Origin of the sequence: Amycolatopsis oliviviridis, assembly GCF_014654365.1 — a bacterium.
Lineage (GTDB): Bacteria > Actinomycetota > Actinomycetes > Mycobacteriales > Pseudonocardiaceae > Amycolatopsis > Amycolatopsis oliviviridis.
Map to the genome: position 1 here is coordinate 248,003 of NZ_BNAY01000009.1, position 19,405 is coordinate 267,407.

Genomic DNA, 19,405 nt, shown 5'->3' on the forward strand with positions numbered 1-19,405 from the left:
CTCCCGTACGGGTCCGGCTACTGCCCGGTCCGCTTGCGCGTGGTCCGGGGTTTCGGCGGTTCCTCCGCCTCGGGTGGTGTCTGCTCCGCCTGAGGGACGTGCCCTTCACGGAGCTCCGCGACCGACGGCACCGACGGTGTCCGGCCGGACGGCGGGATGAGCTGCGGGGTGGGCGGCGCCGGCGGATTCGGATCGGCGGGCGGCGCACCGTCCCGCCCGATCGGCTCGGCGATCCGGACGACCTCCTGGAGGTGGTCGTCGAGTTCGTCGATGGCCCGTTGCACCCGGGAGCTGAAGAAGCCCGGCGGCAGCGACGCGCGGAAGTTGCCCGGCACGTCCCCGTTGGAACCGCCGGTGCTCTGCCGGGGAAGGTTCGCCACGATGCGCTGCAGCCGCTTCGCGATCTGGATGAACGACGTGCTGACGCCCTCCTTGCCCGCCGACTCGATCAGCTTGCCGCCCTCGAAGGTGGCGAACTCGCGGATCCAGCGCAGCAGTCCGCCGAGCGACATGGTCCCGCCCTGCGGATCGGGGACGCGGAGCACTTCGAGGTCCTCCTGCTGGATGAACACCGACCGCAGCATCGCGACGACTTCGTCGACCTGGGACGCCGTCGCGGACAGCAGCCGGGAAAGAGCGACCACGGCGGGGCCGAAGAACGGCTGGCCGCCCGGCGGCTGCGAGAACGGGTCGATCTTGTCGCGCGCGTCCTGCCAGCCCCGGAACAACGAGACCACCCAATCCGTCAGCGTGATGAAGGAGGTCTGGATCCGTTCCTCCTCGATCGTGTTGACCTTGCCCGAGATCAGGCCGAACTCGTCCCGCAGCCTGCCGAGGTGTCCTTGCACCGGGGTGCCGCCGTTCCCGAGCAGCAGCAGGAAGAGCTGATCGACCCGGGCCACGCGGATCAGCGGGTTCTCCAGCTCCTGCCGGATCTGTTCGAGATCGTGCCGGACGAGCGCGCGGAAGCCCTCGCTGTTCTCGGGGTCCGCGTCCGTCCTCAGTGGACGGAGCGAGTCGAGCAACGCGAGCGAGTCCTTGACCGCGCTCCGGGCCCTGGCCGCGAGCGAGGCCTGGCCGCCGGTGACCGCGCCGAGGTCGGCCTGGATCGCGTACCCGCGCGGGGTCCACTTCGCCTCGGTGCGTCCTTGGACTTCGTTCAGCTCGAAACTGCCGGTCAGCGCGGCCACGAACCCCTTGGTGTCGCCCTCGCGCCACTTCCAGCCGAGCATGTCGCTGATCGTCTGGTCGGCGAGTGCGCCGGGTGCCGCCGGTCGCGGTGGGTACTGCCCGGTCGACAGCGGATACGCGCTGTCGATGTCCTGTGCTCGCGGCAGCGTCGCGCCGCGGTCGTCTTCGATCGTCATCGGGTCGCCCCACATCCCTTGAATTCGGCCAGTTCCACTGCTTCACGCCAGCACCGCACCATCGCATCCTCCGCCGAGGACAAGGCGGCGGCGCATTGGTCCACCCCGGAGTGGAAGCTCTTCGCCCAGCCCCGCCATTCCTGTTCCCGTCCGTGCACCGCCCGCAGCAGCCCGGAAACCGCGTGATGCGAACGGCAGTGACCGTCCACCCGGCGCCGCAGTTCCAGCAGCGACGACGCCGTGGTGTGCAGCGACTCGGCGCTCACCGGACTCTGTGTCGCACGTGTCGCCGCCTCGACTTCGCCGGTGCCGTCCAGGACGACCTCGGCGAGGTGATCCGCCGCGGCGAGCCCGACACCGGTGGGCCGGTCCTCGGCGACGCTGATCTCCAGTGCCCGCCAGCAAGCGGCCACCTGGTTCACTTCCTTGCCCAGCCGGGAGAATTCGGTGTGGAGGGTCATCTCGCCCTCCTGCCGAGTTCTTCCATGAAGAAGCCGAAGAGCCTTTTCGGCGGAGCCATCCGTTCTTCGAGCGCGAACCGCACCGCGCCGATCAGGAACCGTTCCGGCACCACGCCGGGGGACACACCGTCCGCCAGTCTTTCCGCCGCTTCTTCGATCATCGCCTGTTCCTTGGCTTCGAACCGCAGCGCCTGGGCCAGCGAGCGCCTGCCCAGCGAGGGGAACGAGGTGAAGCACATCGCCTCCACCACCACGGGGATCGCCTTGTCCGCCGTCTTGAGCAACGCCGGCGGCGCGTTTATCAGCTTCGCCCTCGGGTACAACCTGTGCCACATCGACGCGTACGCCTCCGCGTGCCGGTCGAAACCCATGCGACGCAACAACTCCACCGAGATCTTCGCGCGGAGATACGGCACCGGGTGCACGCCGCGCGGGTTGAACGCCGTCGTTTCCAGTTCGGTGCGCCCGATGACGTCGAACAGGGAACCGACGACCGCTGGGCCGCCCAGCAGCAGAGCGGACAGGTCGGCGAACGTCTCCCGGTTCCACCTGACCCAGACGCCGGCGATCGCCCGCGGCACGCCCGCTTCGACGAGCCGCGCAGCTACCCGCAGCGGGATCGCCCTGGCGAGGCCGAGATCGTTCTGCAGGTTGTGACTCACCTCGTGCAGGACCGCGCCGAGTGTCCACGGGTTCACCAGCCGGTGGTACGGAAGCTGGATCAGCGGGAACGGGTTGAGCCGGTTTCCCAAGCGCCGCAACGGGATCCCGCGACGTGAGGTGGCCGGTCCGGACCCGGTGCGCAGGTAGCAGAACGGCGGCGGGGTCGGGATCGACCGCCAGTGCCCGATGCCGAGGTACGCGTACTGATAGCAGTCGAGCGCCACCCGGTCGCAGGCCACGAGCCAGGGGGCGAACGCGCCCTGCCGCTGGTTGAACAGGTCGAGGTAGAAGTCCCAGACCCCTTCGGTGGTCTTGACCCAGCGCTGTGCCCGGGATTTCGCCCGCAGCAGCCGGGCGAGTTCGGCCCGCTCCGGCCGTGCCACCGCCTCTTCCGCGGTCCGGCGCACCGCGCGGGTGGCGGAGAACAACGGCTTTCGCAAGGTCGCCATCGTCCGGTTGACCGCCACCAGGTGGGCCCGGCTCGGCCCGGTGGCCGGGTCACCGAACTCCGACCAGCGGAACGGCCGCAAAGCGTCCAGATGCCGTTCCACATTGGTGGCCTGGGACAGGACCCAAGCGGTCAGTTCGTCGTTTCCGGACGGCCTCGCCCGCCGGGATCCGGTGGACGAGGCCGATTCACCGGATGCCGCGGGCAACGCCTCAACGGCGGCGCGCACGGCCGCGCGCCTTGCCGCGACGGGCGCCGCCCGTGCGAGCCCGCGACTGCGTCTTGCGCCCGCCACGGGCGGCGGGACGGTGACGGCGCTGCTGCGGACGGCCGCGACGCCGCTGCTGGTTCCGGCGGTTCGCGGGCGCGTTCTGCGCGCTGTTCACGGTGTGCCCGACCAGCCTGCGCGAGATGTAGCGGGCGTCGACCGGGCGGCCGTCGGCGTACCGGCGCCCGACATCGCGCGCGGTGCGCCCGATGATCTTCGGGATGTGCCGGACGGCGCGGCGGGTCGCCGGGTTCCGCCACAGCTTGCGCCCGAGGTTGACCGCGCCGCGGATCAGCTTCGGACCGTGCTTGATGATCTTCGGTGCCGCCCATTTCGCCGCCTGGAACGCCAGGGGCGCGAGCGCGCCGAGGAAGGCCTCCGCCTCGTCCTCGGTCTCCGCGTTCTCGGCCTGGAAGGCCAGTTGCGCCATCATCTCCGCGTCGGAATAGACCCGTCGCCCCGGATGCGCGAAGTCCTCGTCCTCGGATTCCAGTTCGAACTCGTCCTCGAGTTCGCGGACGACGGCCTCGAACTCCGACTCGAATTCGTCTTCGTCCTCGTACTCGCCGTAGACCTCGTCCTCCAGCTCGTCTTCGAGCTCCCGGGCCAGCCCGCCGAACTCGTCTTCGAACTCGTCCTCGTCCTCGAATTCGCCTTCCAGTTCGTCTTCGAGCTCGTTTTCGAACTCGGCTTCGAGTTCACGGCTCAGCTCGTCTTCCAGCTCGCCGTCCACTGCCGCATAGCCACGGCTCATAACCGTTCTCCTCTGCTCCGGTGAAAATCCGCGATCGCCGGCGCGGTGCGTCGGTGAGCACGCGACCGACACTGCCCGCTTACCGGGGGACACCGGTAGTCACACGTTCCTGTGTGACATGAATCGACTAGTTCGTACTTGTCACACAAACCGACGATGCGGTTTTCCTGTCGGTGGGGTTTGCTAGAGAGGGAGGGAGCCTAGAGGGGGGAGGCCGGTCTATGTCCAGCCCGGCAGTGGGATTTCCTGCGTCGTCCATACACGACTTCGCGCGGCAGCGAGCGAAGATCGTTTCGGAGGACGAAGTCGTACGAAATCTGGCGAGATCGCTGGTACGGCGCGTCATGGAACTGAGCGACGGTGCCGCGGTGCAGCGGAAATCGTTGCTCGACGTCACCGAGCACGGGGTCAGATGCCTGCTCGTGCCGGTGACCCCGGAACCGCACGACCTGCTCAGTCCACGCGAGCACGAAGTGGCGCGCATGGTCGGCCGGGGCTATACGAACAAGCAGATCGCCGGCGTGCTGGAAATCAGTCTGAACACGGTTTCCGCCCATATGCGCCGGATCTTCACCAAACTGGGGGTCGGCAGCCGTGCGGCGATGGTGGCCGCGTTGAACGGTGAGAATCTCGCCGCCGTGTGAGCGGCCTTGGGGAAGTCTTGTTCGTGGCGGCGGGTTATCGAGAGGGACGGCGAAAGCAGCGTGCCGTGTGCGGTGAAGGGGGCTTTCATCGCATGGCACGCGCGGAAAGTCCCCTTCGTCGCACGCCTGCTGGTTCGCGGCGCCGTGGGGAAAACAACCGGCCGTGGTGACCCGCGTTCCTGTGGCCGGTGTGACTGGTGTGGTGGATGGGACATGTTCGCTCGTCGGCGTGCCGGCTTCAGATGTTGCGAAAGTGGCTTTCATAACCTTCAACGTTGCGAAAGTGGCTTTCGCAACGCCGCCTTCCGTCAGGCCGCATTGGGTCGAGGGGTCGTGAGCGGCAAAGAGGGTTATTGAGGTGAAAGGCAAAGGTGTCATGTTGGGTGCCAAGTCCGTGAAGGACTCCTCGACCCCAATGCGGCAGTGAGAGGGGAATTCGTACTAACCGAGGGCCGCGCGAAGCCGGCGGTCCCGTTCCTCCGGTGTCTGTCGCGGACAACTGGTGCACTTCGGATTGCCCGCTTCGTAGATCAGGCAACAGGAAGCGCGGCGCACCACGGTGTTCCGCCCGATCCGGGCGAACCGCGGCTCCGGCATCCCGAGCCCGATCGCGGTCACCAGCGGCGCCGCCAGCGCGACCGCCCGTTCGGTGTCGCCGGTCCACAGGAGGCGGTTGCCGATCGAATCCGTCGCGATCGCGCCCAGCGCGCGCGGATTCGCGCCTGTGACGTCCGAGATCGTCCCGATCGCGGTGCCCAGCGTCGCGGCGAACGCCTCGCCGAGTTCGGCAAGGCCGCCGGAGAGGACCCGTGACGATCGTGCGCCGGTGAAGCGGCCGTCCGGGACGAGGTCGATCGTGACGGCGTCGAGCGACGGGTCCAGGGGCGTGCCGTCGCGCACGAGGGATTCCACCGAGGGGGCGACGAGGACCGAGGACAGCGAGTACCACCAGATCGTGCCGAGCACCTCGGGCCGGGAGCAGCCGTAGAGCTTCGCGGCGCCGCCGATGCGGGCGCGGACCCAGACGGCGTCGGCGAGCAGGGTCGCGGATGACTCCATCAGGGCACCGGCCGGTACAGCGCGACGCCGAACGAGGTGGTGACGTCGGCCGGACCGGTGATCGCGTCGAGGCGTTCCCGGCGTCCGTCACGGTGAAGGTGGTGCGCGCTCGGGCCCATCTCGACGACCTGGCGGATCTGAGCGGCCGACAGCGTCACCCGCTGGGTGACCTCGAGCCGGTCCACCCGGGCGAAACGCTCACCGAGGGTCTCCTCCAGTCGCGCGTCCTTGGCGCCGTCGACGGAGATCACCAGGTCGCCCAGTTCCCGGAGATGCCCGGGGTTCGGCGTCGCGACGACCAGCAGCCCGTCCGCGGTCAGGACGCGGTGGAACTGCGCGGCGTTGCGGGGCGCGAAGACGTTGAGGATCAGCGACGCGCTCGAGCCCGCCACCGGCCAGGGTTCCCACAGATTCCACACGGCCGCGCCCGCGCGCGCGTGCGCGCGAGCGGCCCGGCGCAGGGCGACGGCGGAGACGTCGAGCGCCAGTCCGTACGCGGCGGGGACGGCGTCGAGCACGTGCGCGAGGTAGTACCCCGTGCCCGCGCCCGCGTCGATGATCAGCCCGTCCTGGACATGTTCCGAGGCCACCTTCGCGAGGGCGTCGGCGAGAGGGCGATAAGCACCCGAGGAGAGGAGGTCGACACGAGCCGCGACCATCGGCGCGGTGTCCGCCGTGCCGGCCGGGACGCGTGCGTGCAGAAGGTTCACGTAACCCTGCTTCGCTACGTCGAACGAGTGGCCCCGTTCACAACGCACCGTGCGCTCGCTTGACCCGACCGGGTCACTGCAGACTGAACATCGCAATGACCGGACGATCTCCGGTGGCAGTGGGTGATTGCCGGATGCACGCGCGTTCATGGGGCTATTCGACCACGAGGTTTCGCAACCGGACAGAACGCACCTGGTCTCCGGAAACCTGCACGTAACAACGCCGTACCGACAGTTCACGCGGGTGAAACCTGAATCGCGGCCCGAGGAAACACCCCGGTCCAAAGATTCCTGCGCAGTACACCCCAGGCACGGGAGGAAGATTGTGCTGAACGCAGGAGACACCGCATGGGTGTTGATCAGCGCCGCGCTGGTCATGCTCATGACACCGGGATTGGCGTTCTTCTACGGCGGCATGGTCCGCGCGAAGAGCGTTCTGAACATGTTGATGATGAACTTCATCGCGCTGGCCGTGGTCGGCGTCCTCTGGACGCTCTACGGCTTCACGATGGCTTTCGGCAACGATATCGGCGGCGGGTTGCTCGGTAACTTCGACTTCGCCGGTCTCTCGAACATCTCCGGCAAGCTCGCCGGGTTCGCGACCGCCGCGACGAGCAGCACGCCCGAGGTCGCCTGGCCCGGCGCGGACGCGCTGCCGCTGTTCGCCTTCGTGATGTTCCAGCTGATGTTCGCGATCATCACGCCTGCGCTGATCTCCGGTGCCATCGCCGACCGCGCCAAGTTCTGGGGCTGGACGCTGTTCGTCGCGGTGTGGGTGACCATCGTGTACTTCCCGGTCGCGCACTGGGTGTTCTCGTTCAACGGCTTCATCGGCGCCGATTCGGTCGGCGGCTGGATCGCCAACCAGCTCAAGGCGCTCGACTTCGCCGGTGGTACCGCGGTCCACATCAACGCCGGCGCGGCGGGCCTGGCGCTCGCGATCGTGCTCGGCAAGCGCAAGGGCTGGCCGAAGGGCACCGGACGCCCGCACAACGTCCCGTTCGTGCTGCTCGGCGCCGCGTTGCTGTGGTTCGGCTGGTACGGCTTCAACGCCGGTTCGTCGCTGGCCGCCAACGACCTCGCCGCCGTCGCGTTCACCAACACCACCGTCGCCACCGCGGCCGCGATCCTCGGCTGGCTGATCATCGAGCAGATCAAGATCGGCAAGCCGACCACCCTCGGCGCCGCCTCCGGTGCCGTCGCGGGTCTCGTCGCGATCACCCCGGCGGCCGGATTCGTCAGCCCGCTGGGTGCCATCGCCATCGGCCTCGTCGCCGGTGCCCTGTGCGCCCTGGCGATCAGCCTCAAGTTCCGCTTCGGTTTCGACGACTCCCTCGACGTCGTCGGCGTCCACCTCGTGGGCGGCCTCGTCGGTACGCTGCTCATCGGCCTCTTCGGCACCACCAGCGTCAACTCGCTCGGCGTCGACGGCCTGTTCTACGGCGGCGGCCTCGGCCAGCTGGGCAAGCAGGCGCTCGCGGCCGCCGTGGTCCTCGGCTACTCGTTCGTGCTCACCTTCGTCATCGGCTGGGTGATCAAGAAGCTCGGCGGGTTCCGCGTCAGCGCGGAGGACGAGGTCAGTGGTATCGATGAGGCCCAGCACGCGGAGAGCGCGTACGACTTCACCGGTTCGGGCGGCGGCCTCGGCCAGCCGACCACCATCCCGGTCAAGGCGCCCACCGGAAACGCGGCCACGAAACTCGAGGAGAGCAAGGCATGAAGCTGATCACCGCGATCGTCAAGCCGTTCACGCTCGACGACGTCCGCTCCGCGCTGGAACAGCTGGGCGTGCTCGGCATGACGGTCAGCGAGGTGCAGGGCTACGGCAGGCAGAAGGGCCACACCGAGGTCTACCGGGGCGCGGAGTACTCCGTCGACTTCGTGGCGAAGCTGAGGGTCGAGGTCGTCACCGACGATTCCAACGTCGAGAAGGTCCTCGACGCGATCACCACCGCCGCGCACACCGGCAAGATCGGCGACGGCAAGATCTGGGTGACGCCGGTCGAGACGGTCATCCGGGTACGCACCGGCGAGCGCGGCTCGGACGCTCTATAGGCGTCAGGGATGGCCGACGGGGGTGAGCTGGTTAAAGCCACCGAGCGACTGCTCGAGGGCAGGCACGGGAGGCTGGGGGCGGCCGCGTTGCGGGCGGCCCTGGTCGACCTCTACGAATTCTGGTTGGGCAAGGGCGCCGCGGCGGCCGGTGTCGACACCGCTGAACCCGGTGTCGCGCTGGCCGCCGTCGGTGGCCTCGGGCGCCGCGAACTGGTGCCCTTCTCCGACCTCGACCTGTTGTTGCTGCACAACGGCAACGGCGGCGTCGGCGAGATCGCCGACGCGATCTGGTACCCGTTGTGGGACGCCAAGATCGGCCTCGACCACTCGGTCCGCACACCGGGTGAGGCGCTGAAGGTGGCGTCCGAGGACCTGCGGACCGCGATGGGACTGCTCGAGATCCGGCACATCGCCGGGGACGCCGAGATCACCGCCAGGCTCGCGGCCGCGGCACGGGACCAGTGGCGGCGGACCGCCCGGAAACGGGTGGGCGAACTGTCGGACGCGGTGCGTCAGCGCTGGGCTCGCAGTGGCGAGATCGCGCAGTCCGCCGAGCCGGACCTCAAGCACGGCCGAGGCGGGCTTCGCGACTTCGCCGTCCTGGAGGCTTTGGCAGCGGCACAGCTGACAGCCAGACCCGGCGAGGAACTCCTGGCGGCCAAGAGCCTGCTGCTCGACGTCCGGACGGAGTTGCGCCGGGAACTGCGCCGCGAGCGGGACATCCTCAGCGCGCCGGAGGCCGAGACGGTCGCGGGCGAACTGGGGTTCGGCGACAGGTTCACCTTGGCGCGCAAGCTTTCCGGCGTCGGGCGGACGATCGCGTACGCCGTCGATGTGGCACTCCGGTCCACTGTGGAGCCGCCCAAGGCGCGGTTCGGGCGGCGGCCGGTGCGGACGCCGCTCGACGAAGGTGTCGTGCTGCACGGGAACGAGGTCGCGCTGGCGCGGGACGCGCTGCCCGCCAAGGATCCGGCGTTGCTGCTGCGGGTCGCGGCGGCGTCGGCGCGGATCCGGAAGCCGATCGCGCACGGGACCTTACGGGCACTCGCCGACACCGCGCCGGAACTGCGTGCGCCGTGGCCCGCCGACGCTCTCAAGGCGCTGGTGGAACTGCTCGGCGCGGGCGAGGGCCTGGTCGACGCCGTCGAGGCGCTCGACCGCACGGGCCTGTGGGCGCGGCTGTTCCCCGAATGGGGTGCGGTGCGGGACCTCCCGCCGAGGTCGCCGGTGCATTCGTGGACCGTCGACAGGCATCTCGTGCGCGCCGCCGTCGAGGCGTCGAAACTGACGACCACCGTCTCGCGGCCGGACCTGCTGCTGATCGGCGCGCTGCTGCACGACATCGGAAAGGGCCGCGACGCGGACCATTCCGAACTCGGCGCGAAGATCAGTGCCCAGGTGGCGGCCCGGCTCGGGCTGTCGCGGGCCGATTCGGCGCTGGTGGCGGCGATGGTCCGGCATCACCTGCTGCTGCCGCACACCGCGACCCGGCGGGACATCAGCGATCCGGCCACGATCCAGCGGGTGACGAAGACGCTCGACGAGAACCTGGTCCTGCTGGAACTGCTGCACGCGCTGACGACGGCCGATTCGCTGGCGACCGGTCCGGGCGTGTGGACCGACTGGAAGGCCAGGCTGCTCGCCGAACTCGTGTCCGGTTGCGAGGAAGCCTTGCACGGCAAGGGTTTCGTACCGCCGGAGCCGATGGGTGCCGAACAACGGGAGCTCGTCGCCGAAGCCGTCGCGTCCGGTCGCGGGGAGGTGCGGATCACCGCCGCCGGCAAGGTCGTGACCGTGGTGCTCGCGGTCCCGGCCCGCGCCGAACTGCTGGCGCCCGCCGCCGGGGTGCTCGCGCTGAACTCCCTCGAAGTCCACGCGGCGGTGCTGCGCGGGCACGAGGGGGGACGGGCGGGCGTGTTCACGGCGTCTCCGAAGTTCGGTTCGCTGCCCGACGTCACGTTGCTGCGCGAGCAGTTCGCGCGGGCGGTGGCCGGGACGCTGCCGCTCACCCAGCGGCTGGCGGCGAAGGAACGGGACTACGGCGGTGGCGAGACGCCGTCGGCGGGCGTGAAGGTGATCTGGTTCGACGACGAGACCAGCGGGCAGGACACGGTCGTGGTCGAACTGCGGGCCGCGAACCGGATCGGCCTGCTGTACCGGGTCGCGGGCGCGCTGCGGCGGTGCGAAGCCGAGGTGCGCTGGGCGAAGGTGGCCACGCTCGGCGGCGCCGTCGTCGATTCGTTCGCCGTCGCGCCGAGGACCGGCCGGGTCGACCAGGCGTGGCGGTCGAAGATCGAAGCCGCTTTGCTGGCGGCCGCTTCTTGACGGCCCCGGGGGCGGGAGCAAGGGACCTTTGCTCTCGCCCCCGGGGTGTCGCGCGAGTGGCGGAGGGTGACGGTGGCAGGATGTGCGCGGTCGAAACCCGAAGGCTCCGGAGGGCGGTGAGCGCGTGCGCGGTCACGAGCAGAACCCGCCCGGGCCACACCGGACCTCGCTGCCGCCGACCGTCGTCGCCTCGCACTTCCGGGCCTGCGCGGACGACCTCGCCGTCTCCCTGACCGCGTCCGGCACCGCCGCGACCGTCCCCGAACTGCTCAAGGTGGTCCGGCACCTCGTCGCGGGCCAGCAGGCACTGGCCATCGCGCTCGAAGGCATGGCGGGCCGGGTCGAGGTGGGGAGCGAAGGCGCGTTGTCCACCGCTCCACTGGTCGACGTCGAAGTCGTCGCGGAAGTACTCCGGGCGGCCGCCACCGCTGTCGGCTGTTCGGCCGACGCGCTGGCCGAATCCCGCCCGTCATTCGAATGTGTGAGCGAATCAGTGGCCCCTGACACCCGTTTGTAGCTGTCCCGCCGCTTCGGCGCGTGGATACGCTGACCAGGCGGAGGTGGGCCATGCGAGCGGTGTGGAAAGGCACGATCGGATTCGGGACCTACGCCATTCCGGTGAAGGCGTACAGCGCGACCGAAGAGCACAGCGTCCCCCTCCACCAGGTGCACGAGCCGGACGGCGGCAGGGTGCGGGTGAAATGGGTCTGCGAGGTCGACGGCGCCGAGGTGCCCCCGGCCGAGATCGCCAAGGGACACCCCGTTCCCAACGGTGACGTCGTGCTGCTGACCGGCCAGGACTTCGCGTCGCTGCTCGGGCCGACCACCCAGTCGATGGACGTCGTCGGCTTCACCCCCGCCGAGCAGGTCGACTCGACGTACTTCGCGCGCAGTTACTACCTCGAACCGGAGCCGTCGGGGACCAAGCCGTACGTGCTGTTGAGCGAGGCGCTGCAGCAGTCCGGGCGGATCGCGATCGTGAAGGTGACGCTGCGGCAGCGCGAGACACTCGGCGCGCTGCGCGTGCGGGACCAGGTGATCCTGCTCGAGACGATGCTGTGGCCCGACGAGGTCCGGCGGCCCGACTTCCCGTTCCTGCACGAGGACGTCGACCTGCGCCGCGGTGAGCTGCGGAACGCGGTCTCGCTGATAGAAGACCTCACCCAGGACTTCGACCCCGCGCGGTACACCGATCGCTACCGGGAAGCGCTGGAAGCGCTCATTCAGGCCAAACTGGACGGCGACGACGTCCTCCAGCCGACCGCCGCCGAGCAGGCCGAGGGCGTGACGCGGCTGCTGGCGGCCCTGCAGCGGAGCGCGGTCGAAGCCGACCGTGCTCCGGTCGCGAAGGCCAAGGACGCGGCGGACAAGGCCCGTCAGGCGCGGACGCGGGCGAGGAAGGCCTCGTCGTCGGCCAAGACCACTTGAGTAGTTCTACCCAGGGGTAGTTGGGGGTCTTCACGCTGCCGTGACCCCGCGGTGACCGGGCATTGTTATGCCATCGCGCGGAGAGAGCGCGGGGAGCGAAATCGCCTGGTACTGGGGGTCCGGCGATACCGAATCCCGCGAAATCGCCAAGTGTGCTTACGGTCGGCTCGCGGGGAGGCGAGCCTTCCGTAGGGGCTCCGGTACCGGTCCGCGAGGGGCGACCGGTCCCGGAGCCCTGTTTCTGCGCTATGAATGTCGCCATGCACGAGCCGTGGCGGACCTGTGGCCGTACTCTCTGCGCCGGTGTCCGGGTACGGGGGGACCGTTGCCTCGCTCACCTCGATCCTTCACGGCAGGACCAGTATTTCGAGGGCCTCCGCCCCGGCGCGGAGGTGGACCTGCGCGGAACCGAGCTGTCGGGGGATCTGGTCAAGCGGCTGGTCGAGAGCATCCGAACCGAGGACGGCCGGGCCGAGTTCGGACGAGCCGACTTCACCGACGCCAGGTTCCGCGACCCGGTGAGGTTCGAAAAAGTGACCTTCGCCCGCACGTCTTTCAAGGACGCGAGATTCGGCGGTGAGGCGGCGTTCAGCGAAACCCTGTTCCATGACGAAGCTTCGTTCCGTGCCACGAGGTTCGCCCGGTCGGCACTGTTCGCGGACGTCACTTTCGGGTCCGCGACCTTCGAAAGCGCGGAGTTCGCCGGCGGTGCGCGATTCAGCAGGGCGAAGTTCGCGGGCGGCGGCTTTCAGTTCACGCAGTTCAACGGATTGGTCGCGTTCGACGAGTCGGTTTTCGTCGATGACACGAATTTTCGGGAAGTCGATTTCGGCGGCGACGCGTCGTTCGCGCAGGTCGAGTTCGAAGGCAAGGTGCAGTTCTCGCTGGTTTCAGGATTTCGCGGCGAGGCTCTCTTTCGCGAGGCTCGGTTCGGGGGCGAGGCCTCGTTCGCCGAACTGGAATTTCACGGAAAAGTGAGCTTCGAGGGGGCGGGTTTCTCCGGAGCCGCACGGTTTCAGTCCGCCCGATTCCATGAGTCCGTCACGTTCGAACGCGGCCGATTCGGTGGCTTCGCCGTTTTCAAGGGCGCGCGGTTCCATGCCCCCGTCTCGTTCGAGTCGGCCGACTTCGTGGCCGCGGAACTGCTCGGCCCCGCGGAGGGAATCATGATGACCTTCGCCCACGCGACCTTCCGTAAGCGAATGGTCATCGATGTCGTGGCGGCCGAGGTTTACTGCGGTGAGGCGAATTTCGAAGCGGGGGTCGATCTGCGGACGATGAAGGCGAACGTCGATCTGACGCGGGCGGCGTTCGGTAAGCCGTCGACGATCGCCGGCCGGGGGCTCTCGTCTTTGAGGTCGATACGCGAGGTCGATGCGGTCGACCTCGTCCTCACCGATCTGGATCTCTCCAGCTGTACGTTCGCCGGAGCGCATCACCTGGACAAGCTGCGCCTCGAAGGTGAATGCCGCTTCCTTGTCCGGCGAAGGCGTCAGGTGCTGGCCGAGGATCCACGATTCGGCCCCGGCACAGGCTCCCAGGTCGGGCCGCAAAGGATGGCCGATCTCTACCGCCAGCTCCGCAAGGCGCAGGAAGACAGCAAGAACGAACCCGGCGCCGCCGACTTCTACTACGGCGAGATGGAGATGCGCCGCCACAGCCCCGCGACCCCGTGGTCCGAGCGCGTCATCCTCCACCTCTACTGGCTCGTCTCCGGCTACGGCCTTCGCGCGCTAAGGGCCCTCGCGACCCTCGCCGTCCTCATAGCCGTCGTAAGCGTGAGCATCTGGCTAGGCGGCTTCAAGACGACGCCTGCCTTCGGTGACACCTTGATCTACGTCGCCCAGAGCACCGTTTCGCTGGAAACGAAACTGTCGTCCCTGCCGAAGGATCTGACGCCGTTCGGCGAGGTGATGCGGCTGGTCATGCGCGTTCTGGGGCCGCTGCTGCTCGGCCTGACGCTCCTGGCCGTCCGCAACCGCGTCAAACGCTGACCTCGGACACCGACTACCCTGGGAAGCCGCCGGTCCGTACCGGCGAGCCACAACGACCCAGCTGGAGCGTGCACACCCGTGTTCGACACCCTCTCCGATCGGCTCACGTCCGCCCTGCAGACGCTGTCTCGCAAGGGCAGGCTCTCCGACGCCGACATCGACGCCACCGCGCGCGAGATCCGTATCGCGCTGCTCGAGGCGGATGTCGCGCTCTCCGTGGTCAAGGACTTCATCGCCCGCATCAAGGAGCGCGCCAAGGGCGCCGAGGTGCACGGCGCGCTGAACCCGGCGCAGCAGGTCATCAAGATCGTCAACGAGGAACTCGTCACCATCCTCGGCGGCGAGACCAGGCGGCTCACGTTCGCGAAGAACCCGCCGACGGTCATCATGCTCGCGGGTCTCCAGGGTGCCGGTAAGACCACGCTCGCCGGCAAGCTCGCGATGTGGCTGAAGAAGCAGGGCCACGCGCCGATGCTGGTCGCCTGTGACCTCCAGCGTCCCAACGCGGTCACGCAGCTGCAGGTCGTCGGCGAGCGGGCCGGGGTCGCGGTCTTCGCGCCCGAGCCCGGCAACGGTGTCGGCGACCCGGTCGACGTCGCCCGCCGCGCCATCGACGAGGCCAAGCGCGCCCAGCACGACATCGTCCTCGTCGACACCGCCGGCCGTCTCGGTGTCGACGAAGAGCTGATGAAGCAGGCCGCGGACATCCGCGACGCCGTTTCGCCGGACGAGACGCTGTTCGTCGTCGACGCGATGATCGGTCAGGACGCGGTCACCACGGCCGAGGCGTTCCGCGACGGCGTCGGCTTCACCGGCGTCGTGCTCACCAAGCTCGACGGCGACGCCCGCGGTGGTGCCGCGCTGTCCGTCCGCCAGGTCACCGGCCAGCCGATCCTGTTCGCGTCGAACGGTGAGAAGCTCGAGGACTTCGACCTCTTCCACCCGGACCGGATGGCCAGCCGGATCCTCGGCATGGGTGACGTGCTCAGCCTCATCGAGCAGGCCGAGCAGCACTTCGACCAGGAGAAGGCCGAGCAGACCGCGGCCAAGCTCGGCAGCGGCCAGCTCACCCTCGAAGACTTCCTCGAGCAGATGCTCGCGGTCCGCAAGATGGGCCCGATCGGCAACCTGCTCGGCATGCTGCCCGGCGCCGGGCAGATGAAGGACCAGCTCGCTCAGGTCGACGACAAGCAGCTCGACAAGCTGCAGGCGATCATCCGCGGCATGACCCCCGCCGAGCGCGACGACCCGAAGATCATCAACGCCTCCCGCCGGATCCGGATCTCGAAGGGCTCGGGCGTCTCCATCCGCGAGGTCAACGACCTGGTCAACCGGTTCTTCGAGGCGCGCAAGATGATGGCGCAGATGGCCGGGCGCTTCGGCTTCGGCGGCGGAGGCGGCGGTAGCAAGAACCGCAAGGGCAAGAAGGGGAAGAAGGGCAAGGGGCGCGGCCCGACGCAGCCCAAGGTCCGCGGCGGCTTCCCCGGCGGCATGCCGATGCTGCCCCCGGGAGGGATGCCTGGGGGACCTGGCATGCCCGGTGGGATGCCCGACCTCTCCCAGCTCGGCGGCATGAACGACGTACCCGGGTTCGACCCGAAGAAGTTCAAGCTGCCGAAGGACAAGTAGCCCGTGGAGGCGCTGCACCTGGCGGGGGTCGTCCTGCCGGACGGCGAGCAACGCGAGTTGTGGGTCACCGGCGGCCGGATCACCACCGAACCGGTCGCTGGAGCGGAAACCGTTGTCCGGGAAGGCTTTCTCGTCCCCGGACTGGTCGACGCGCATTGTCATCCCGGAATCGGGGTCGGCGGCCCCACCACGCTTGAAGAAGCCACCGAACAGGCGATCACCGATCGCGACGCCGGGACGCTGCTGATCCGCGACTGCGGGCTGCCGATCGACGTCCGGCCGTTGCAAGAGCGTGCCGACCTGCCGCGGATCATCCGCGCCGGTCAGCACCTCGCCCTGCGCAAGCGCTACATCCCCGGCCTTGGCATCGAACTCGAAGACCCTTCCGAACTGCCGAAGGCGGCCGCCGAGCAGGCCCGCGACGGCGACGGCTGGGTCAAGCTCGTCGGCGACTGGATCGACCGCGGCGTCGGCGATCTCGCGCCCCTGTGGCCCGACGACGTCCTCGCCGAGGCCATCGCCGCCGCGCACGCCGAGGGCGCCAAGGTGACGGCGCACGTGTTCGGCCAGGCCGCCTTGCCGGGCCTGATCGCCGCGGGGATCGACTGCCTCGAACACGGCACGGAACTCTCTTCGGACCAGCTGGGCGTCCTCGCCGAACGCGGGATCGCGCTCGTGCCGACCCTGATCAACATCGAGAACTTCCCCGGCATCGCCGACAAGGCGGGCAAATACCCGGTGTACGCCGACCACATGCGCGCGTTGCACGCGGGCGTCGGCGACATGGTCTCGACGGCGATCGAGGCCGGTGTCCAGGTGTACGCCGGAAGCGACGCGGGCGGCATGGTCGAGCACGGCAGGCTCGTCGACGAGATCGAGGCGCTGCACAAGGCGGGCATGTCCGCGGAGCAGGCGCTGGCGTCGGCTTCGTGGGCGGCGCGCGAGTGGCTCGGCGTGCCCGGGATCGTCGACGGCGCTTCGGCTGATCTCCTCGTCTACCCCGAGGATCCGCGTGAAGACCTCGCGGTGCTGCGCCATCCGAGTCACATCGTGCTGCGTGGCAAGATCTACGCCTGACCCGACTCCATCCGTGACGGGAGCGGTACCTAGCGTGGAGGCGTGGTGGACGACGGGCAGGCTCGCGAGCGTCTGGTGCTCGGAGCGCATTGGGGGTTCGTAGCGTTCTTCGCGGGCATCGCCGGGTATCACCTCGTCACGCTCGTCATGAGCTTCGTGCTGTCAGGCCGCTTCGGCGGCTACGACCCGCTCGAACTCCGTGACGTCGGCCCGCTGCTGATCCTCGCGTTCCTGCCGACCCTCGTGCTCGGCCTCGGCCCTGCGATCGGCTCTCGCGTCTGGGGGCAAGGACTCCGCACGGACTTCGGGCTCAGACCCACCTGGCGCGACGTCCGGATCGGGCTCGCCTGCGGGGCCGCCGCGCTCGCCGCCGGCTACCTCCTCAACCTGCTGCTGCTCGCCGTCTACGGGACCGACGGCGACGACAGGACCTTCTCGGACGTTTCACCGAGCCCGATCACCGAACTGTCCGGGACCGCCGAAGGCGACACCGTCTGGCTGGTGCTCGCCGCGGTCATCGTCGTCCTCGCCGCTCCCGTCACCGAAGAACTGCTCTTCCGCGGCTCGCTCTGGAACGCGATGGGCTACCACCGGCTGCCCTCGTGGGTGATCCTGCTGGTCACCGCGCTGGTGTTCGCCCAGCTGCACGGGGAGGCCGCGCGCACGATCGCGCTGTTCGGCCAGGGCATCGCCATCGGCCTCGCCCGCTATCTTTCCGGCCGGGTGAGCGCGGCGGTCATCGCCCATGCCGCCAACAACCTCCCTCCGGCTGTATTGCTCTTCGCGGCGAGGTGATCGCCGCTCGAGGCGGTTAGAGTCTGTGAGTAACCGAACGATCACCGGAGGATCGGCGTGACCGTATCTCAGCCCAGGGAGCCGATCCCCGAGGCCGCGCCGCCGGACGAACTCGCTGCCGGAGGTGAGGTGGCCGCACCCGGCACGCCACCGCCGCATCGCTGGGGATTCGGGGCCTTCCTCCTGGTGGAGGCCGTCCTGCTGGCGTCGGCGGCGTTCATCAGCGTCCTGCTCGGCGACGTCCAGCCCGGCCAGCCCCTGCCGATGCGCATGGTGCTGCTCGGCACCATGCTGCCGACGATGATCGCGGCGGGCGTGGCGCTGCTCATCACCCGGCTGCGGGGCAATGGCCCGTTCACTGACCTGCGGATCGGCTGGAGCTGGGCCGACGTCAAGGTCGGCCTCAAACTCGGGGTGCTCGGGCTCGGGTTCACCTCGCTCGCCGCCTGGGCCTGGACGCAGGTCGTGGGCAACGAGAACGCGACGTCGGCGATCAGCGCGCTCGTGGAGGACCGGCGGATGTCGGTCTCGGCGGCCGTCGTGATGTTCATCTACCTGTGGCTGGTCGGACCGATCTGCGAGGAGATCATCTACCGCGGCCTGCTGTGGGGAGCGGTCGAACGGCTGACGTGGCGCACCGAACGCTGGGGGAGGATCGCGGCGTTCCTGGTCTCCACGGCCGTTTTCGCGGCGAGCCACCTCGAACCGCTGCGCACCACGTTGCTGCTGGTGATCGCGATCCCGATCGGCCTGGCCAGGGTGTTCACCGGACGGCTGCTCGGCAGCGTGGTCGCCCATCAGGTGAACAACTTCCTCCCGGCCGTGACGATCCTGCTCGCCTCGCTCGGGATAGCCGCGTTCTGACAGCCAGTTAGCGCCGGAAAAAGCGCATCTGGCAGAATGTTCGCTTGCCTGCTTTGGCCGGACCCTCTCACCGCGCCCGAGCTCACCCTTCGGGTGTGCGCAGCCGTGTCCCCACGCGGCAGGCGTGCGCCTTCCACATGCATCAGAGAGAACTGAGGAGTACCCACACCCGTGGCCGTCAAGATCAAGCTGCAGCGTCTCGGCAAGATCCGTGCGCCGTACTACCGCATCATCGTCGCCGACGCGCGCACCCGCCGTGATGGCAAGGCCATCGAGACGATCGGCAAGTACCACCCGAAGGAAGAGCCGAGCTTCATCGAGGTCGACACCGAGCGGGCCCAGCACTGGCTGTCCGTCGGCGCCCAGCCGACCGAGCCGGTCCAGCGCATCCTCGAGATCACCGGTGACTGGCAGAAGTTCAAGGGCCTGCCGGGCGCCGAGGGCACCCTGAAGGTCGCCGAGCCGAAGCCGTCGAAGCAGGACCTGTTCAACGCCGCGCTCGCCGCCGCCGGTGACTCGGCCGGCGCCGAGGCCACCACGCCGAAGAAGAAGTCCGCCCCGAAGAAGGCCGAAGCCGACAAGGCCGAGGCCGCCGAGGGTGACAAGGCCGAGGCGTGAGCTTCCTCGCTGACTCCCTCGAGCACCTGGTGCGCGGGATCGTCGACAACCCGGACGAGGTCCGGGTCGAGCTGCTGACCACGCGTCGTGGCCGCACGCTCGAGGTGCACGTGCACCCCGACGATCTCGGCAAGGTGATCGGCCGGGGCGGTCGTACCGCGACCGCCCTGCGCACCGTCATGGGCGGCATCGGTGGCCGAGGCGTCCGCGTGGACGTCGTCGACACCGATCGCTGACCAAGGACAC

General features: G+C 69.0%; 19 protein-coding genes. 13 read left to right on the top strand and 6 right to left on the bottom strand.

The window, feature by feature from the left end:
- Positions 1-17: 17 nt before the first annotated feature.
- The 4 genes from IE302_RS33350 to IE302_RS33365 are packed head-to-tail and all read right to left on the bottom strand — an operon-like array spanning position 18 to position 3,961.
- A complete protein-coding gene (locus tag IE302_RS33350) occupies positions 18-1,367 on the bottom strand; it encodes a hypothetical protein (protein WP_191258430.1) in 1,350 nt (449 codons plus the stop codon).
- A complete protein-coding gene (locus tag IE302_RS33355; RefSeq protein ID WP_191258431.1) occupies positions 1,364-1,828 on the bottom strand; it encodes a hypothetical protein in 465 nt (154 codons plus the stop codon). Before IE302_RS33355 ends, IE302_RS33350 begins: the two co-directional genes overlap by 4 nt.
- Positions 1,825-3,168: a hypothetical protein gene (locus IE302_RS33360; RefSeq protein ID WP_191258432.1), complete on the bottom strand. Its 1,344-nt coding sequence runs from the start codon at positions 3,166-3,168 to the stop codon at positions 1,825-1,827. Before IE302_RS33360 ends, IE302_RS33355 begins: the two co-directional genes overlap by 4 nt.
- Entirely contained in the window at positions 3,152-3,961 is an 810-nt protein-coding gene (locus IE302_RS33365) for a hypothetical protein (RefSeq protein ID WP_191258433.1), read from the bottom strand. The genes IE302_RS33360 and IE302_RS33365 overlap by 17 nt, the downstream gene beginning before the upstream one ends.
- 344 nt (positions 3,962-4,305) lie before the next feature.
- Here IE302_RS33365 and IE302_RS33370 point away from each other — a divergent pair, with 344 nt between their 5' ends.
- Positions 4,306-4,605: a helix-turn-helix domain-containing protein gene (locus tag IE302_RS33370; RefSeq protein ID WP_191258434.1), complete on the top strand. Its 300-nt coding sequence runs from the start codon at positions 4,306-4,308 to the stop codon at positions 4,603-4,605.
- 441 nt (positions 4,606-5,046) lie between these two features.
- Here the strand turns inward: IE302_RS33370 and IE302_RS33375 are convergent, their stop codons facing one another.
- Both IE302_RS33375 and IE302_RS33380 read right to left on the bottom strand, forming a co-directional pair.
- Positions 5,047-5,664, bottom strand: coding sequence for a (2Fe-2S)-binding protein (locus IE302_RS33375; protein WP_191258435.1), 618 nt, complete (start codon positions 5,662-5,664; stop codon positions 5,047-5,049).
- Positions 5,664-6,524, bottom strand: coding sequence for a putative RNA methyltransferase (locus IE302_RS33380; protein WP_191258436.1), 861 nt, complete (start codon positions 6,522-6,524; stop codon positions 5,664-5,666). The genes IE302_RS33375 and IE302_RS33380 overlap by 1 nt, the downstream gene beginning before the upstream one ends.
- A 175-nt stretch (positions 6,525-6,699) precedes the next feature.
- Between IE302_RS33380 and IE302_RS33385 the strand changes: the two genes are divergently transcribed.
- The 12 genes from IE302_RS33385 (at position 6,700) to IE302_RS33440 (ending at position 19,395) form a co-directional block, all read left to right on the top strand.
- Positions 6,700-8,094 carry an ammonium transporter gene (locus tag IE302_RS33385; protein WP_191258437.1) on the top strand — a complete coding sequence of 465 codons (1,395 nt, stop codon included), beginning with the start codon at positions 6,700-6,702 and terminating at the stop codon, positions 8,092-8,094.
- On the top strand, positions 8,091-8,429 hold the full coding sequence (locus IE302_RS33390) for a P-II family nitrogen regulator (protein ID WP_020630602.1): 339 nt from the start codon (positions 8,091-8,093) through the stop codon (positions 8,427-8,429). The genes IE302_RS33385 and IE302_RS33390 overlap by 4 nt, the downstream gene beginning before the upstream one ends.
- Before the next feature lie 9 nt (positions 8,430-8,438).
- Entirely contained in the window at positions 8,439-10,754 is a 2,316-nt protein-coding gene (locus IE302_RS33395; RefSeq protein ID WP_191258438.1) for a [protein-PII] uridylyltransferase, read from the top strand.
- 82 nt (positions 10,755-10,836) lie between these two features.
- Positions 10,837-11,271, top strand: coding sequence for a hypothetical protein (locus IE302_RS33400; protein ID WP_229908080.1), 435 nt, complete (start codon positions 10,837-10,839; stop codon positions 11,269-11,271).
- Between the two features lie 50 nt (positions 11,272-11,321).
- Positions 11,322-12,182, top strand: coding sequence for a non-homologous end joining protein Ku (gene ku / locus IE302_RS33405; RefSeq protein WP_191258439.1), 861 nt, complete (start codon positions 11,322-11,324; stop codon positions 12,180-12,182).
- 260 nt (positions 12,183-12,442) lie between these two features.
- Entirely contained in the window at positions 12,443-14,176 is a 1,734-nt protein-coding gene (locus IE302_RS33410; protein ID WP_191258440.1) for a pentapeptide repeat-containing protein, read from the top strand.
- A gap of 78 nt (positions 14,177-14,254) precedes the next feature.
- On the top strand, positions 14,255-15,805 hold the full coding sequence (ffh, locus tag IE302_RS33415; protein ID WP_191258441.1) for a signal recognition particle protein: 1,551 nt from the start codon (positions 14,255-14,257) through the stop codon (positions 15,803-15,805).
- 3 nt (positions 15,806-15,808) lie between these two features.
- Positions 15,809-16,882 (top strand): amidohydrolase family protein, encoded by a 1,074-nt coding sequence (locus tag IE302_RS33420; protein ID WP_191258442.1) that lies wholly within the window; start codon positions 15,809-15,811, stop codon positions 16,880-16,882.
- Between the two features lie 45 nt (positions 16,883-16,927).
- Positions 16,928-17,677, top strand: coding sequence for a CPBP family intramembrane glutamic endopeptidase (locus IE302_RS33425; protein ID WP_191258581.1), 750 nt, complete (start codon positions 16,928-16,930; stop codon positions 17,675-17,677).
- Between the two features lie 57 nt (positions 17,678-17,734).
- On the top strand, positions 17,735-18,541 hold the full coding sequence (locus tag IE302_RS33430) for a CPBP family intramembrane glutamic endopeptidase (RefSeq protein ID WP_191258443.1): 807 nt from the start codon (positions 17,735-17,737) through the stop codon (positions 18,539-18,541).
- 171 nt (positions 18,542-18,712) lie between these two features.
- Positions 18,713-19,159 (top strand): 30S ribosomal protein S16, encoded by a 447-nt coding sequence (gene rpsP, locus IE302_RS33435; RefSeq protein ID WP_191258444.1) that lies wholly within the window; start codon positions 18,713-18,715, stop codon positions 19,157-19,159.
- Entirely contained in the window at positions 19,156-19,395 is a 240-nt protein-coding gene (locus tag IE302_RS33440; protein ID WP_003103110.1) for an RNA-binding protein, read from the top strand. The genes rpsP and IE302_RS33440 overlap by 4 nt, the downstream gene beginning before the upstream one ends.
- The last annotated feature ends 10 nt before the right edge of the window (positions 19,396-19,405 follow it).

Coding starts and splice junctions, on each gene's coding strand:
- IE302_RS33350 (WP_191258430.1), bottom strand. CDS start 1,367: ATGACGATCGAAGACGACCGCGGCGCGACGCTGCCGCGAGCACAGGAC.
- IE302_RS33355 (WP_191258431.1), bottom strand. CDS start 1,828: ATGACCCTCCACACCGAATTCTCCCGGCTGGGCAAGGAAGTGAACCAG.
- IE302_RS33365 (WP_191258433.1), bottom strand. CDS start 3,961: ATGAGCCGTGGCTATGCGGCAGTGGACGGCGAGCTGGAAGACGAGCTG.
- IE302_RS33370 (WP_191258434.1), top strand. CDS start 4,306: ATGGAACTGAGCGACGGTGCCGCGGTGCAGCGGAAATCGTTGCTCGAC.
- IE302_RS33375 (WP_191258435.1), bottom strand. CDS start 5,664: ATGGAGTCATCCGCGACCCTGCTCGCCGACGCCGTCTGGGTCCGCGCC.
- IE302_RS33380 (WP_191258436.1), bottom strand. CDS start 6,524: ATGAACGCGCGTGCATCCGGCAATCACCCACTGCCACCGGAGATCGTC.
- IE302_RS33390 (WP_020630602.1), top strand. CDS start 8,091: ATGAAGCTGATCACCGCGATCGTCAAGCCGTTCACGCTCGACGACGTC.
- IE302_RS33395 (WP_191258438.1), top strand. CDS start 8,439: ATGGCCGACGGGGGTGAGCTGGTTAAAGCCACCGAGCGACTGCTCGAG.
- ku (WP_191258439.1), top strand. CDS start 11,322: ATGCGAGCGGTGTGGAAAGGCACGATCGGATTCGGGACCTACGCCATT.
- IE302_RS33410 (WP_191258440.1), top strand. CDS start 12,443: ATGCACGAGCCGTGGCGGACCTGTGGCCGTACTCTCTGCGCCGGTGTC.